General features: G+C 37.8%; 16 protein-coding genes. 6 read left to right on the plus strand and 10 right to left on the minus strand.

Annotation, left to right across the window (positions count from 1 at the left end):
• Positions 1 to 6 precede the first annotated feature (6 nt).
• The 3 genes from filC to filA form a co-directional block, all read right to left on the minus strand.
• Positions 7 to 1,215, minus strand: a complete 1,209-nt coding sequence (gene filC / locus AC1M83_RS12430; RefSeq protein ID WP_481590804.1) for a putative pilus system protein FilC — start codon at positions 1,213 to 1,215, stop codon at positions 7 to 9.
• Between the two features lie 65 nt (positions 1,216 to 1,280).
• Positions 1,281 to 2,114 (minus strand): putative pilus system C39 family peptidase FilB, encoded by an 834-nt coding sequence (filB, locus tag AC1M83_RS12435; protein ID WP_481588027.1) that lies wholly within the window; start codon positions 2,112 to 2,114, stop codon positions 1,281 to 1,283.
• Positions 2,115 to 2,297: 183 nt separating this feature from the next.
• Positions 2,298 to 3,167: a putative pilus system protein FilA gene (gene filA / locus AC1M83_RS12440; RefSeq protein ID WP_092768589.1), complete on the minus strand. Its 870-nt coding sequence runs from the start codon at positions 3,165 to 3,167 to the stop codon at positions 2,298 to 2,300.
• Between the two features lie 246 nt (positions 3,168 to 3,413).
• Between filA and pabB the strand changes: the two genes are divergently transcribed.
• Positions 3,414 to 4,760 (plus strand): aminodeoxychorismate synthase component I, encoded by a 1,347-nt coding sequence (pabB, locus tag AC1M83_RS12445; RefSeq protein ID WP_481590805.1) that lies wholly within the window; start codon positions 3,414 to 3,416, stop codon positions 4,758 to 4,760.
• A 48-nt stretch (positions 4,761 to 4,808) separates the two neighbouring features.
• Here pabB and hisC read toward each other — a convergent pair whose 3' ends face one another.
• Positions 4,809 to 5,900: a histidinol-phosphate transaminase gene (hisC, locus tag AC1M83_RS12450; protein ID WP_035268929.1), complete on the minus strand. Its 1,092-nt coding sequence runs from the start codon at positions 5,898 to 5,900 to the stop codon at positions 4,809 to 4,811.
• Positions 5,901 to 6,050: 150 nt separating this feature from the next.
• The gene (gene hisD, locus AC1M83_RS12455) at positions 6,051 to 7,352 is read right to left on the minus strand and encodes a histidinol dehydrogenase (protein ID WP_481589579.1); all 1,302 of its coding nucleotides are present in this window, start codon (positions 7,350 to 7,352) and stop codon (positions 6,051 to 6,053) included.
• Between the two features lie 165 nt (positions 7,353 to 7,517).
• On the opposite strand from hisD, the gene AC1M83_RS12460 reads away from it, so the two are divergent.
• Positions 7,518 to 8,168, plus strand: a complete 651-nt coding sequence (locus AC1M83_RS12460) for a hypothetical protein (protein WP_481590806.1) — start codon at positions 7,518 to 7,520, stop codon at positions 8,166 to 8,168.
• Positions 8,169 to 8,209: 41 nt separating this feature from the next.
• On the opposite strand, the gene hisG is transcribed toward AC1M83_RS12460, so the two are convergent.
• The 5 genes from hisG to AC1M83_RS12485 all read right to left on the minus strand — a co-directional run bounded on the left by hisG (position 8,210) and on the right by AC1M83_RS12485 (position 12,558).
• Positions 8,210 to 8,920 carry an ATP phosphoribosyltransferase gene (hisG, locus tag AC1M83_RS12465; protein ID WP_481590807.1) on the minus strand — a complete coding sequence of 237 codons (711 nt, stop codon included), beginning with the start codon at positions 8,918 to 8,920 and terminating at the stop codon, positions 8,210 to 8,212.
• A gap of 4 nt (positions 8,921 to 8,924) precedes the next feature.
• Positions 8,925 to 10,184: a UDP-N-acetylglucosamine 1-carboxyvinyltransferase gene (murA, locus tag AC1M83_RS12470; protein WP_481590808.1), complete on the minus strand. Its 1,260-nt coding sequence runs from the start codon at positions 10,182 to 10,184 to the stop codon at positions 8,925 to 8,927.
• Between the two features lie 7 nt (positions 10,185 to 10,191).
• On the minus strand, positions 10,192 to 10,443 hold the full coding sequence (gene ibaG, locus AC1M83_RS12475) for a BolA family iron metabolism protein IbaG (protein WP_035268923.1): 252 nt from the start codon (positions 10,441 to 10,443) through the stop codon (positions 10,192 to 10,194).
• Between the two features lie 142 nt (positions 10,444 to 10,585).
• Positions 10,586 to 10,918, minus strand: a complete 333-nt coding sequence (hpf, locus tag AC1M83_RS12480; RefSeq protein ID WP_035268921.1) for a ribosome hibernation-promoting factor, HPF/YfiA family — start codon at positions 10,916 to 10,918, stop codon at positions 10,586 to 10,588.
• Positions 10,919 to 11,106: 188 nt separating this feature from the next.
• Positions 11,107 to 12,558: an RNA polymerase factor sigma-54 gene (locus tag AC1M83_RS12485; RefSeq protein WP_481590809.1), complete on the minus strand. Its 1,452-nt coding sequence runs from the start codon at positions 12,556 to 12,558 to the stop codon at positions 11,107 to 11,109.
• Between the two features lie 458 nt (positions 12,559 to 13,016).
• On the opposite strand from AC1M83_RS12485, the gene AC1M83_RS12490 reads away from it, so the two are divergent.
• The 4 genes from AC1M83_RS12490 to AC1M83_RS12505 all read left to right on the plus strand — a co-directional run bounded on the left by AC1M83_RS12490 (position 13,017) and on the right by AC1M83_RS12505 (position 16,262).
• Positions 13,017 to 13,916 (plus strand): amino acid ABC transporter substrate-binding protein, encoded by a 900-nt coding sequence (locus AC1M83_RS12490; RefSeq protein WP_180028739.1) that lies wholly within the window; start codon positions 13,017 to 13,019, stop codon positions 13,914 to 13,916.
• A 69-nt stretch (positions 13,917 to 13,985) separates the two neighbouring features.
• Entirely contained in the window at positions 13,986 to 14,828 is an 843-nt protein-coding gene (locus AC1M83_RS12495) for an amino acid ABC transporter permease (protein WP_035270829.1), read from the plus strand.
• A gap of 1 nt (position 14,829) precedes the next feature.
• On the plus strand, positions 14,830 to 15,507 hold the full coding sequence (locus AC1M83_RS12500) for an amino acid ABC transporter permease (RefSeq protein ID WP_481590810.1): 678 nt from the start codon (positions 14,830 to 14,832) through the stop codon (positions 15,505 to 15,507).
• Positions 15,508 to 15,518: 11 nt separating this feature from the next.
• Entirely contained in the window at positions 15,519 to 16,262 is a 744-nt protein-coding gene (locus AC1M83_RS12505) for an amino acid ABC transporter ATP-binding protein (RefSeq protein ID WP_035270823.1), read from the plus strand.
• Positions 16,263 to 16,418 lie beyond the last annotated feature (156 nt).

A 16,418-nucleotide genomic window follows, 5' to 3' on the forward strand; every position in this document is an offset into this window, starting at 1 on the left:
ACTCCTTTAGCTTGCTTTTTTCTTACCGAAGCCAAGTATATCTAATGGGAACGATAGGCCGAGAGAAACATCTGGAGAGTCTTCAGTTAAACCGATACCTATCGTTCCATTGACAATCGTTTTCGGACTAACACGTACACCGAGTGCCACCGCAAACATAGAGCTGGTCTGAGTCGCAGGCTCGTAATATTCACCTGTATCATATGTAAATTTGGTACCCATGTTCATCGATTGCTGATAAGACATGGTCAAGGAGACATCATAGTTAAATGAATATGCAAACCCGAACGAGAATCCAGCCGTAACACCGGGTTCAAAAGTATCTAAAACACGGTTACGCCCAGTTAAACCTTCACCTTGAGTATTTCCTCCCCCTCGGATTTGATTTAAGCCAGATTCTTTAAAACCATAATTTGTTGATACTGACGCAAACAATACAACTGGATCAATATATTTTCTTGTACTTGCACCAACACCAACTGAATAATACCCCTTACCTGTTGAGAGATCCGTCAAAGGATTAATTTCATAGGGGCTATCACCTGTTTTTGTCGATAGATTACCAAACAAAATAAGTGGCAAACGACCTTCTTTCAGTGGAAATGGCTCCCAACGCGCCCCTAAACTAATATCACCCAAACCAGCAGTGGTCGTATCTTTGACACTATCAGACTTTGCAACCAATGGAATTGAAGCGTTTAGCGTGATGTTATCTCTTAAACCATATTGCGCTGTGATGGTATTGGTAATCGTATGATTTGCATCTTCATCAATACGAAGTTGATACAACTGTCCTTCATCGATCGAAGCATTTATTTGTGAATCCCGATAGTACGAATAATCAAGATCATAGAACGTTGAAAACTCACCACGCTTAATCAGTGAATATTGTCGCTCATTAGAGGAAAAAACTTCCTGCAAGTTAGTCTCTTGCGTCGCATCACCTTCTTTTTGTTGGAGCGCATTTGCAGCCTGCCCTTCAACACCTGGCTTAAGAGAAGGTGTTGCATCAACATTTTCAGTAGATTCTGCCGTATAACTTGATTGTGCTTGTTCAAGCTGGGTCGCCGAACTATTTTCAGTATTATTTTGAGTATCTTGAGAAATATTCTCTTCTGATGGAGCTTCAACTGTTTCGGGTGCTGCATAGACGCCTGTGACAATCATTTGAATACTGATTGCGAGTAGCGTTCTTTTCGTCCATTGATTATTCATTTTACTTCCTACCACAATTCTTCATTATTTGGATTTTGTTTCAATTCAATTTAATTGCATTTAAATTACTTACGTTTATAGTAAAGCCGCATATATGTTGTAATGGGTTGATTATACGTTGGAGATTTGGGATCAAGATCTAATACTTTACGCATAGTTGAGGCTTTATCTGCGATTTTATTCATATAATCTGACGAAAATTGTGCATCAACTAAGGCGTAACGGTTAATTGTTGCATCATCGACATGTCTTAAATCTGTTTCTTGTAATGCCAATAGATCTTTCTGTTGAGATTCAGGAACGTTCACTAAAAATAAGGTATTGTTTTCCCAAATTTCTTTAAATCGTGCTTCATCAAAACTGATATTTCCTAATGCAGGGTCAGCAACATAAACCCGTCCATCTTTATATGCTTTGTATACAACAAAGTGCTTAAAACCTGCATAGTGAATTGGAACAATAGCAGGTTGTGTCTGTTTAATCAGGTCTTTGAATTCACCACGGTACCCCCCACTTTCATAACCTAAAGCAGTGACGAAGCGCTTCATATCCAATAATGAAAAGCTTCTACGCTCAATGATTCGATCATACTCGCCAAATCGCAACAATCCCTCCATGGTTTGTTGTTCTGTCAAATTTAGACCAGCGTGACCATTAAGAACTGTCGTCAACGCCGCAGAACCACAACTATAGTCATACGCTTGACGAACTATTCCTCTAAACTGATTTTCGATAGCCGGCTTGATAGCTACAGGTTCACGGTGATTTTTTGTATAAGATAGATGTCGTGAGTCTGCAATCTCACTGTAATAAACTGCTTCGCGTGGTTTTTCTTTAATTTCGAGAGCATGACTCGCAAAAAAATACATAATTGCAGAGCCTAAAGTAATTTCTATCATAATGTTAACTGTTCTAGTTCGGCGTACTTGCCTTTATGATTCTGTAGTTGGAGTTTGCACTCACATTTATTCTTATATTCAGAATACCTTTTTCATCCTAAAAATACAGTACTTTTACTTTTTAGTTTCAAATTCGCAAAATTTAAAAAACGCGTGATCAACACGCGTTTTTTGTATAAAAACTTAGTGACCAGAAATTTTGATTGAAGTGCTACCCAAATTCAAACCTTGAACTTCGATTGAACCGATACTCTTATTAGCTTCACCTAAAGAAACTTTTTGGATGTAAGCATTCAATGGTGATTGAGCTGGGCTGATATATAATCCATCTTTTGTTACACCAATTTTGGCGTCAGCATTCAGGTTTTTACTGCCTGAACTTGTAACTTTCAAGCCCTCGATTCCAATGCTACCACCACCCGATGTAGATGTATCATTAATAGTTAAGCTTGTAGATAAACCACCAGTGATTTCAGAATCAACGACAATCATAGCGCCTTGAGGTGCATTACCTAATTGAACGTTTGCTTTGGTTGCACCCAATGATAATGTTAAACCTGTAATAATTTGTTTTTCAGAACCTTCAACAACACCACGAACATTGTCATCAGAACTGTAAGTGCCAGAGCTTGCAACCCCAATAGAACCAACATTGATGTCTAAAGCACCAGTTTCAGCAAGAACATTAAGTACCGCTTGACCACCAACATCTGCGGCATCAACTTTCAACGTTGCTAAGTTTTGAGTATTTCCAGTACCCTTTGAAATCGTTAAACCGTTAACCGTGATTGCACCAGCACCAATTGTTGGATCAGCAGTGCCAGCTGTATTAATGGTCGTATCACCGAATGTCAAAGCGCTATTTGTAAAACCATCATTATCATGAATATATAACTTATCGATTTCGATACCAGCAGTTGTATCAATGGCAATAGTAATACCATCTTGACCAGTCGTTGCGCTGAGTGATGCATCATCCATTGCCTGCATCGCCATAGCATTCACGCTCACCGCCATTGAAGAAACTAAAGCCAATTTTGTGAATAATTTCATTATGTACTCTCCCAAGAGCATTTTTTTCATTTTTTTGACTGCTCTCCGTGTTTCTGAAGTTTTTATAATTTAACGACTGAAACTTCATCCTTGAGCAGTTCTCTTTGCAGTATTAAGTTAACCTTATGTTATCTTATGATCAATATCTGTTAAGAAAATTCGACCTATTCCCGATAAATGGCATAAGTGTGAACTAGTATTAAATGGGTGATGCAAATTTTCTGAAAAGAGTGTAACAAGTCACAAATGGTAAGTGCTTCATTTTTTAAACAAAACTTAAAAATTTCAGGACTAAGTAAAGCTGATTTTTTGCAAAAAATTGGTTCATTGACAGGATTGGTATATCTTGAAAATCAGGATTTACCGATTATCGGATTTTTGCCAAAAAAATATTGCGTTTATATAAACGGCGGATTCAGTCAATTTGTGCGTTGCTCTGATTTTAATTATCAGTATGAAAGCCAATTTTCTTCACTCAAAGATTTTGTTCAATGTAGCGAAAATTCACTTCCAGATTCTGCAAGCCATTATTTCAGAGGCGGTTACATTGGTTACTATGATTATAATTTTGCAGCAAATTTTCAAATCAACACCAAGGTAAAAAAACAACCACAATTGTTTTTTGGCTTGTATGAAAGCTATTTGATTTATGAAAATAATGATTGGGTTTTCTATAGCACTGAACATAATGCCGAGTGCCTTTATACACGATTATTAGACTGTTTTCAGCAATCTAGTCCATCATCATTTCAACTCAGTTCACCCATGCAAGCACGTTGGACTAAACAACAATATCGAACTGCATTTCAACGAGTACAAGATTACATTGTTGCTGGGGATTGTTACCAAATTAACCTAACTCAAGAATTTGTAGCACAAGCTGAAGGTGAGCTACTGAGTATAGCTAAACCTTTTTGGGCACTCACAAATGCTCCTTATGCTGCTTATCTTAAAATTGATAACCTTGAACTTTTGAGCTGTTCACCTGAGTTATTTATCGAGTTTAGACCCAATAAAAAAATGATCACTAAACCGATCAAAGGCACCATGCCACGCTTTAAAGATCCTCAAAAAGACCAAGAATCAAAACAAACACTCATCAACTCTGAGAAAGATAAAGCCGAAAATCTAATGATTGTTGACCTTCTCAGAAATGATTTAAGCATTTATGCAGAAACTGGCACTGTCAAGACACCAAAATTATTTAACATTGAAAGCTTTAATCAAGTCCACCACATGGTCAGTGAAATTGAAGCGACGTTAAAATCCGATGTTCATCAATTAGATGTTTTACACGCAGCGCTCCCCGGCGGTTCAATAACGGGGGCACCCAAAATTCGAGCGATGGAAATTATTGAAGAACTTGAAGAGTCCCCACGCGGTGCATACTGTGGCTCTATTGGTTATTTCAATTTTGATGGTACTGGTTCTTGGAATATTTTGATCCGAACAATTCAAAAATATCAGCAAGATGTGTCTATTTGGGCTGGTGGTGGTGTCACAATCAGTTCAGATTGCGATGCAGAATATCAAGAATGTTTTGATAAGGTTGAAGCCATGCTAAAACTGATGAATCAATGGTACGAATCATAAAAAAGCGACCTATCTGGTCGCTTTTTCAACAACAAAAATTTGCAGCACTCACACTTTTAAAATGTCATTCTTCAAGGTGTCTACTAAACGTTGATTTTGCTCATCTGTACCAATGGTGATACGCAAATACTGATTAATACGTGGTTTATTAAAATATCTTACGATAATGCCACGCTCTCGCAATTCATTTGCAAGCTGACCTGCATCTTTGCTAGGCAGTGTTGCAAATATAAAATTTGCGGCAGAAGGCAACACATCAAACCCTAAGGATTTCAGTTGCTCAACTAACTTTATACGACTAGCAATCACTTTGGCATTTTGCGCTTCGAAATAGGCTTGATCCTCGAAAGACGCCACTGCAGCGGCAATCGCAAAACGGTCCATTGGATATGAATTGAAGCTATTTTTTACCGCTTCTAACGCTGCAATTAAATGCGGCTGTGCAATCGCAAACCCGACCCGTAATCCCGCAAGCGAACGTGATTTCGAAGTTGTTTGACAGACCACCAAGTTGTCATATTTTTCTACGAGAGCCACTGCAGATTCAGCACCAAAGTCTACATATGCTTCATCAATCACAACCACTGAATTTGGGTTCGATTGAAGTACTTCCTCAATTGCAGACAAACCAAGTGCAATACTGGTAGGGGCATTTGGATTGGTGATAATGATGCCGCCATTTGGTTGCTTATAGTCATCCACAACAATTTCAAATTTTTCGTTTAAAGGCAAAATTTGAGTTTTCACACCAAAAAATTGGCTATAAACAGGATAGAAACTGTAGGTAATATCTGGATAAAGAATTGGCAAATCTTGAACAAAAAATGCCTTAAAAATATGAGCTAAAACCTCATCAGAACCATTACCAACAAACACGTGTCCCACTGGAACATGTTGCTGTTTCGCAATTGCTTGCTTTAATTCCGATGCGTCAGGGTCAGGATACAAACGTAAAACATCCGCGCCATTTGCTAAAACTTGTTGTACCGCTTCTACAACTTTTGGAGATGGTGGATACGGGTTCTCGTTGGTATTCAATTTTAAAAGATTTTGGATCTTGGGTTGTTCACCAGGCACATAAGGCTCTAGTTCACGTACTTCGGGACTCCAAAAACGCATTTGTTCTACTGTAATATTCATTTTTAAATTCTCTAAATTCCCCTCACTGACTAAGGAGGTTAGGGAGAGATTTTTTAATTACCTTCACCTAACCTCACTTTCATTTCGATTTCAAGCAATGCTTAAAAACAGATTTAGAGAGGAATATTCATTCTAAATTTATCGCTTAAATTACTGATAACGATATCGTGCTGAACGAGCGTGAGCATCTAAGTTTTCTTGCTGTGCAAGAATATCTGCTGTTTTCGCTAAGGTTTTCACGCCATCCTCTGAACACATGATTAAGCTTGAACGCTTTTGGAAATCATACACTCCGAGTGGTGATGAAAAACGTGCCGTACCCGAGGTTGGCAATACATGGTTCGGACCTGCACAGTAATCACCAATTGCTTCAGGCGTATAACGCCCCATGAAGATAGCACCTGCATGGCGAATACCTTCAGCCATTTCTTGTGCTTCATCTAAACATAGCATCAAGTGTTCAGGGGCAACTTGGTTGATCAATTCTGCACCTTCGGCACGGTCTTTAACTAAAACAAGCGCACCACGATTAGCAATAGAAGTTCGTGCGATTTCTGCTTTAGGAAGTGCTTTTAAGTGCTCTTCAATTGCAATCGCGACATCATGAAGCAGTTGCTCGTCTGGCGTAATAAATACAGCTTGAGCAACAGTATCATGCTCTGCTTGAGACAGAAGATCCATTGCAAGCCATTCTGCATTATTGTCCCCTTCAGCATACACTAAAATTTCTGAAGGACCTGCAATCATATCAATACCTACCTGACCAAATACGGCGCGTTTTGCTGCTGCAACAAAACGATTGCCCGGTCCAGTAATTTTATCTACTGCTGGAATGGTTTCAGTACCATAGGCCAATGCTGCAACCGCTTGCGCACCACCAATCGTAAACACTCGAGTGACACCTGCCAAATACGCAGCTGCCAACACCAATGGATTTAAATCACCATTTGGTGCAGGCACAACCATAATAATTTCAGGCACTCCTGCGACGTGTGCAGGAACTGCATTCATGAGTACTGATGATGGGTATGAAGCTAAACCACCTGGCACATAAATTCCAACACGGTCAAGCGGCGTCACTTTTTGGCCTAAGGTGTTACCCAAAGCATCAACATAGGTCCAACCATCTTGTTTTTGTGCCTGATGGAATTCACGGACACGATTTGCAGCCAACTCTAAAGCTTCTCGAACTTCAGCCGTTAAATGATCAAATGCAGCTTTAAGTTGCTCTTGTGTCAGTTCTAAATCTGAAAATTGATGCGCTGGATGTCGATCGAACTGTTGTGTGAGTTTGAGAACATGAGCATCACCATGTTGACGAACATCGGCAATGATTTGGTCTACTGTTTTTAAAAGTTCTGGGTCACTCACGGTTTCAAAAGCGAGCAAGTCAGCAAAGTCTTGCTTAAAATTTTGATCTTGAGTCGATAAACGTCGCATCAATTTATCCACAATGAAATTAAAGGGAAGCTTTAGTTTACCTGTTTTCTGTTGATTTGTGGGCATCTTCATTCAAGCAACCCAGATAGAAATGATTGAAAATAACTTTTGATTAAATTGAATTTTCTATTGAGCTCTGTTCTTATCATGATTTGATTTTATTCGGGGGAGTTTTAGATGAAAGAAATAGAAAAAAATGTCGGTTACTATTTAGGTGTTTATGTCGTTGTTTTAGCTATTTGTGGATTCTTTCAATACTTTTATTACTGTCAAGGTCAATCATTGATTTGTGCTGTAAGTATGCATCGAATAAATACCATAATTACCACAACAGCTTATGTACTGACGCCAATAGTTGCTATTGTTGGTTTTCTTTCATGGAAAAAACAATTTAACTCCCAACAAATTTCAAAACTTTCTTTTCAAATTATCAGCTTACTAAACACCAACTATAGGGAACAGCTTAATTTATTATATTGGATTTCTGAAAGAAAAAACTCTTATGATGAGTTAAAATCTTCAGAAGACTTTAATCATAAAGTACAAGAAATTAAAGACAATACTGCCTATATTTACTCGTTAATATCAGATTTATCACGGTTTACTTTAGATAATCAATTAAATAGATTTCTTAATGATTGGAATCAAGGATGCAATATTTTCATATCAGATTTGAAAGTGCTAAATACAAAGCTAAAGATAAATCAAATAAATTTAAAACTTAGAAAACATCCAGAATATGAAATTGATTTTATCCCAGTATATGTAAATCTAGATAAATTACAATTTCAATTAATAGAACAAATCAGAAAATACAGTCTTGTATAATAAAGAACCGCCCTTTCGGGCGGTTCTTAAAATCAACAAACTCAAGCAGTTTTCACTTGCTTTGCATTTTCTCGTTCATCCACCGCTTTTTCAAGCTGTGCAAGAATCGGATTAAGTAAGGCTTGCTTACGCTTAAAGCTCGCTTTGTTCACAATCAATCGAGAAGACACTTTACAGATTTCTTCAAGAGGCTCTAAGCCATTCGCGCGAAGTGTATTACCTGTGTCCACGACGTCGACGATGTAATCACCCAAACCAACCAATGGTGCAAGCTCCATCGAACCGTAAAGTTTAATCACATCAACTTGCTCACCTAAGCTCGCATAGTATTGACGCGTCAAATTCACGTACTTGGTCGCGATCTTCAAACGACCTTTCGGACGCTCCATACCCACTTTGCCCGCTGTCATTAACTTACAGTTTGCAATTTTAAGATCTAATGGTTCATAGACATTTTGTGCACCATGTTCCATCAGTACATCTTTACCTGCAACACCAATATCAGCCGCACCATTTTCTACATACGTTGGTACATCAGATGCACGTAAAATTAAAATTCGAACATGTTTATGCGTCGTAGGAAAAATTAATTTACGCGATTTATCTGGGTCTTCTAAAAGATTAATCCCTGCTGTTTCTAGCAATGGCAATGTCTCTTTTAAAATACGACCTTTACTTAATGCTAAGGTTAAACCATGATCAAAATTGCCCATTACGTCAAAATTAGGATCATCGTTTCTCATATCGCTCATTAACTTACTCGCTCACTCGCTTAATTTGGGCACCTAAACCTTGTAATTTTGCTTCAACATCTTCATAACCGCGATCAATGTGATAAATACGGTCAATTAAAGTCTCTCCTTCAGCAGCTAAAGCAGCCAAAACTAAAGAAAATGAAGCACGCAAATCTGTTGCCATAACAGGTGCAGCTGAAAGTTTTTCAACTCCTGTTACAACTGCATCATTACCTTCAACCTGAATATTAGCGCCCATACGTGACAATTCAGGTACATGCATAAAACGGTTTTCAAAAATCGTTTCTGAAATTGTTGCAAACCCACGACCGATTGCATTGACCGCCATCAATTGTGCTTGCATATCTGTTGGAAAATCTGGATGAGGCAATGTACGGAAACTAACGGCCTTAGGACGCTTACCCATCATATCGAGTTCGATCCAATCATCACCGCGCGTAACTTCTGCACCCATTTCTTCAAATTTATCCAACACTGATTCCATCAGCAATGGATCTGTATGTGTCGTTTTAACTCGTCCGCCCGTAATAGCAGCAGCCGCTAAATAAGATCCTGTTTCAATACGGTCAGCAACAACTGAATATTCACAACCATGCAAACTTTCTACGCCAGTGACGATTAATGTATCCGTATCTAAACCTTCAATCTTCGCACCCATCTTAATGAGCATTTGTGCAAGATCAGTGATTTCAGGTTCACGAGCCGCATTACGGATGGTAGTAACACCTTCTGCTAAGACAGCAGCCATGAGGATGTTTTCTGTCCCACCCACAGTAACCATATCGAAAACAACTTCACCGCCTTTTAAGCGACCATCAACTTTTGCATTGACATAGCCTGCTTCGACTTCAATTTCCGCACCTAAAGCTTCTAATGCTTTTAAATGCTGGTCAACAGGACGTGAGCCAATAGCACAACCACCAGGTAAAGATACTTTTGCACTACCGTAGCGCGCCAGCAATGGGCCAAGCACCAAAATAGAAGCTCGCATAGTCTTTACGAGTTCATATGGTGCAAATTGATTATCAAGGGTTGAAGTATCAGCGACAACAGTGTCACCTTCATACTTCATGCTAATCCCAAGACCTGCAATTAATTTTACAAGCGTATGAACATCTTTAAGCTTGGGTACATTTCTGAGCGTAATTGGTGTTTCAGCAAGAATCATTGCTGCTAAAAGTGGCAATGCAGCATTTTTTGCACCAGAGATGCGAACTTCGCCTTCTAGTCTTTTACCACCAGTGATTAGAAATTTATCCATTTATTCCTTAAGCTCCGAAAAGACTAGCTTTGCGCCATTCTTCTTTTGTCATTGCGCGTATGGTTACAGCGTGAACTGCACCACTTTTAATATATTCGTTAAGAGGAGCATAAACTGCTTGTTGACGAGCAACTGTTCTTTTACCTTCAAACAGATCATCTACAATACGGAGGTCAAATTTCCCACTTTGTCCACTTACAGCAACATCAGCAGAAGGGAAAGCAGCTTTTAAGATTTCAGTGAGCTGTTCACTATTCATTGCAAAGACCTCTCATGGGACGATCGATTGTGTAAAAACGGATTATTTTACTATAACTCATTCAATGAATTCATCTGCTATACAATTTATCTATAAAAAAAAGAGGCAATATACCTCTTTTTTTATTTTCAGCTACAGACCGTCATATAGGCAGCGGCTGAAAAGCCATTTGCATTTTACGATATCGCATTAACTGTCTTTTTATTTTCTCAGTCAATTTTTTAATTGATGCATACATATCATCGCCAGATGCCTGAGCAAAAAGTTCGACGCCTGGTAAACGCACGATTGCTTCAGCGATATGATTCGAACTTCCTTTTTTCGAACGCTTATCGACTTGGTGATCCTTTGTGAGTTTCACCTGCATACTATTGACCTGATCAAGGTGCTTGGTCATTTCGGCGAATTTACAACGAATATTCTCTTCTATTGCAGGAGTAATACTTAAATGATGTCCACGAATTGTTATTTGCATAATCCTATCCCTCTCCTTCTAAAGGATTTGATTGAGTTAAGCCATGTGATTGCATGACAGAACATTCAACATAGAATTATTCTGCAAATTTAAGTCATGAAATCATGCTGGCTAAACCTCGTGTAACTAAAAAAAAGAGATTCATTATTTCGTCATAATGAACCTCTAGAATAATCACACTTCAAATTTCAGATCAAGACTTTTCGATCGGATGATGCAGGAATATGTAACGATTCGCGATATTTTGCGACTGTACGACGTGCAACATCGATACCATCCTCATTTAACAACTTAGCTAAACTGTTATCAGATAATGGTTTTCTTGGGTTCTCTTCAGCAATCAACTTTTTAATTTTTGCTCGGATCGCAGTTGAAGACGCTTCACCACCTGACGTTGTTCCAACATGGCTTGAGAAAAAATATTTAAGTTCAAACAACCCTCTCGGAGTAAGCAAATATTTATTGGTGGTTACACGAGATACTGTTGATTCATGTAATTCAACCTCCTCCGCCACATCTCTCAACACCAAAGGTTTCATTCCTTCAGCACCCAACTCTAAAAAATCTCGTTGATGCTGAACAATACATGTCGCTACTTTTAAAAGCGTTTTATGGCGCTCATCTACACTTTTAATAAAATTTTTAGCATCAAGCATTTGATTGCGTAAATATTGATTATCTGCACTTTGATCAGCTCGACGAATCATATTTGCATAATAAGGATTGATGCGTAATTTTGGCAAAATATCCGGATTTAAGTGCACATGCCAACTGTCATTTTTCTTTGCCACCACCACATCAGGTACCTGGTAATCAGATTCTTTATTCTCAAACATTAGACCTGGATAGGGTTGTAATGATTTTAAAAGTTGTATTGCTGCTTTTAACTGTTCAAGTTTAAAACCTGTTTGCTTCAGTAATTTATTTAGGTCATTGGCAATCAATAATTCATAATGCTGCAATAACAATAACGCGTCATTACGGCAAGGTAAGGTATTAGGCAATACTTGAAGCTGAACATATAAGCATTCCACAAGATTGCGTGAACCAACGCCAATCGGCTCTAGTCTTTGTATATGTTTCAACACCACTAAAATTTCATCAATCTCAACATCTTCTTCAATATCCATCTGTGCGAGTAAAGTCAGCACTGCGTGGTGAATTTCTTCAACGCTCTCATCTAAAAAGCCTTTTTCATCCAAACCATCTACGATGCAATAGGCAATCAAAAGATCAGTTTGGGAGAAATTTAGGAGATTAACTTGCTCTAAAATATGATCTTTCAGTGTATTTTGAATTGAACGATTATCCTCACGTTCTTCATATTCTGGTAATTCCATTGATGATGATTGATGAGTATAGACATCATCCCATTCAGTATCTACAGGTAAATCATTTGGTAAATGATCTGCATTTAATTCTCGAGTAAGATCACTAGCAGACTGCTCCTGATTCAACTCCTCCAAACTTTGCATTGGGGAATCGTCTTCCACTTTCTCAAGTAAGGGATTACTATCCAACTGCAATTGAACTTCTTGCTCCAACTCTAAGCTGGATAATTGTAACAGTCGGATCGCTTGTTGGAGTTGGGGTGTCAAAGACAAAGAATTGGATACTTTTAGTCCTAACGCTAATTTCATTAATCATTACCCCCTAACATCGTTATTATTTAAGCAATAATCATGCCTACAATTCTTATAACATAAGTTTCAAGTGTTAGGTTAATCAATTAGTCTTAATTATTAACAACAAATAAGGATAAAATACATTATAATTCAATCACTTTTTTTTAATTAATATTCAAAAAAAATATGAACACTCAAGTTTAAATTAAAAAAATAATTTTTTAGCGTTATCTGCAGTTATGGTTGATTAAAAATAAACCACTTACTCATGATCAAGGTTTTATAAGCTCATGATTTGTTTCGCGTTAATCAAAAAATCTAAATTCATTCGAATTTCGAGTATTTTTTATTCTTTACTTATTATCATAGAAAGTATAAAAATAATTAATAGCTTATTTTGAATAGATTTCAACCAAATTTGAGAACTGTCAAAATTATAAGAACGATATATTAAAAGACATGGAGATTTCTTGATGAAAAGTCTATCTGGTAAAGTCCTTCTTAGCGCATTAGGCTTCATCATCGCTGGTGGAACAATGAGTCAAGCCAATGCTACTGACACCATTGCGAAAATCAAAAAAAATGGAAAAGTGATCATCGGGTATCGTGAATCTTCTGATCCAATCTCATATATTGTTGGTGGTAAACCTATGGGGTATGCCATCGATATCTGTAATAACGTAGCTAACGAATTAAAAAAAGACTTAAAACTCCCCAACTTAAAAGTTGAATATAAAGCGGTTACTTCTTCCACGCGAATTCCTGAAATGCTCGCTGGAAACATTGATATGGAATGCGGGACGACAACCAACTCTGTCCAGCGACAACAGCAAGTCAACTTCTCTACAAATTACTTTGCCACTGAAGTACGTATGGCAGTCAAAGCTTCAGCGCCTTTCAAAGATTTAGGTGATTTAAATGGTAAAGCCGTTGCCACAACGCAAGGAACAACCTCGGATAAATATATTAAAATGGGTGCACGAGGAGAAAAAATAAAAGTTACCAATGTCTATGGTAAAGATCATGCTGATTCTTTTGCAATGGTCGCTTCGGGACGTGCAGCTGCATTTGTTATGGATGACAATATTCTTGCAGGGCTCATTGCCAAATCATCAAAACCTCAAGATTTTAAAATTGTAGGTCCAGTCCTTTCGTCAGAACCTTACGGAATTATGCTGCCTAAAGGGGATGCCAAGTTTAAAGCGATTGCAGATCGTGTGGTAACTGGAATGTGGAAAAATGGTCAAATGGATACCCTTTATAAAAAATGGTTCTTATCACCTATTCCACCACGCAATATCAATCTAAACATGCCTATGAGTAGCTCATTTAAAAAATTAAAAGCATCTCCGAATGATGCAGGGATTAAATAACAAAAATTATGAGGGCTTAAATAAAAACACTTAAGCCCTTTTTTCTCGTAACCATTGCAGGAAATTTCAATGGCTGTTGGTTCTTTAAATTGGACGTCATTTTGCTTGGCATCCAACGAATATGGCGTTGATAAAAAAGATTGGGCTGAATCTATCTGTAGTGCGATTGGAGGTTCAAGTTATTCAGCTGTTGCTGATGCACCGACCTGGTTACAAATACTTGGATCAGGTATTTGGACCATGATCTGGACTGCTGTCATTGCCTTTTTCATCGCATTTTTACTTGGTTCACTTATTGGCATTATGCGTACATTACCCAATAAGTTACTTTCATTCATTGGGACTTGTTATGTAGAGTTATTCAGAAATATACCCTTAATCGTTCAATTATTTTTCTGGGCATTCGTTTTTCCTCAACTCCTGCCATTAAGTATGAGTACTGGAAGTGGTGAAATGGTTCCTGGCGGATGGTGGCAAAATATTTTAAATAATAATCCAGCAATTATTGGTGTATTTGCACTGGGTCTATATACCGCTGCAAGGATTGCTGAGCAGGTTCGAGCAGGTATTAATACCGTTTCACAAGGTCAAAAAAATGCAGCTTATGCGATTGGTTTAAATTTAAACCAAAGTTATCGTTATGTCATTCTGCCAGTGGCTTATCGAATCGTTTGGCCAACACTGACATCAGAAGCAATGAATGTATTTAAAAATTCAGCCGTACTTTTTGCCTTAAGTGTTTTGAATTTTTTTGCATATACCAAAACAATGCGAGAAGAAACCTCTCAAGACGTGGTCATTTTAATTCTTTCAACACCTGTTTATCTCATCATCACTTATTCAATTAAATACCTGATGGCATGGATTGAGAAACGGATGGCTGTACCAGGTCTAGGTTCGGGAGGTAAATAAAATGGACTTTAGTGTTCTAACTCATCCCGATGTCGTTGCAAGTTTGATCGCTGGTTTTAAATTTACAGTTACAGTAACCATTCTTTCGATTATTGGTGGGATTCTTCTTGGTACACCAATCGCGATGATGCGTCTATCAAATAATAAAATTGCCAGTGGATTTGCAAAATTTTATGTCGACTTTTTTCGAGGTGTTCCCCTCATTCAAGTTATTTTTATCTTTTACTTTTTACTTCCTAAGTTTTTCGATTTCCAATATCACACCTATTGGGGACCTTTATTTTCAAGTGTAGTAACCTTCGCCATTTTTGAGGCTGCTTTTTTTTCAGAAATTGTCCGTTCTGGCATTCAATCAGTTTCTAAAGGACAAGTGAATGCAGGTTACGCCTTGGGGTTTAATTATCGCCAGACGATGTCATACGTAGTTTTACCCCAAGCTTTTAGAAATATGTTACCCGTGATATTGACGCAATCCATTGTTCTTTTTCAAGATGTGTCTTTGGTTTATGTCATCAGTGCACCAGATTTCTTAGGCAATGCAAATACTTTAGCTAATACCTATGGTTCGGAAACCAAAGCCGTTTTCTATCTAGTTGTTGCTGTCGTCTATTTTGTCATTTCATTTACACTTTCACGACTAGTTAAACGCTTACATCAAAAAATAGCCATTATTCGATAAGGAGAATCAAAATGCCAATGATTGAAATTCAAGATGTATCCAAATGGTATGGAGATTTTCAGGTACTTAGCGAATGCTCAACCACTATCAACAAAGGTGAAGTTGTCGTTGTATGCGGTCCATCTGGCTCAGGTAAATCTACACTTATTAAGACAGTAAATGCTTTAGAACCTTTTCAACAAGGAAATATTATCGTTGATGGTACCGCTTTAAAAGACTCTAAAACGAATCTAGCAAAATTCAGATCTAGAGTAGGTATGGTATTTCAACATTTTGAACTTTTTCCTCATATGACTGTGTTAGATAACCTAACAATAGGACAAATCAAAGTACTTAATCGCTCAACTGAAGACGCTAAAATAAAGGCCTTACAATATTTGGATCGAGTAGGTTTGACAGCACACAAAGATAAATTTCCAGGACAATTATCAGGTGGTCAACAACAACGTGTCGCGATTGCACGTGGTCTTTGTATGGACCCAGTCTGTATGCTTTTTGATGAACCCACTTCTGCATTAGATCCTGAAATGGTGGGTGAAGTGCTTGAAGTCATGAGCCAACTTGCAAAAGAAGGCATGACGATGATGTGTGTTACCCATGAAATGGGATTTGCAAAAAAAGTTTCAGATCGAGTGATATTTATGGATCAAGGCAAAATTCTAGAGGATTGCCCGACTGATGACTTCTTTAATAAGCCACTAGAGCGACATGAAAGGACAAAATATTTTTTAGAGAAAATTTCAGCAGTACACTAAACATCAGTATGAATCCAAAAATTTCGCGATATCTACTCAAATAATTTTCAAATTCAATTTTTATGTATATAAAAAAACACCCCCTTGTATTGAAGGGGGTGTTTAGAATAATGAGCTGGCGATGACTTACTCTCACATGGGTAACCCCACACTACC

The organism is Acinetobacter sp. 25-47-130 (genome assembly GCF_056779705.1).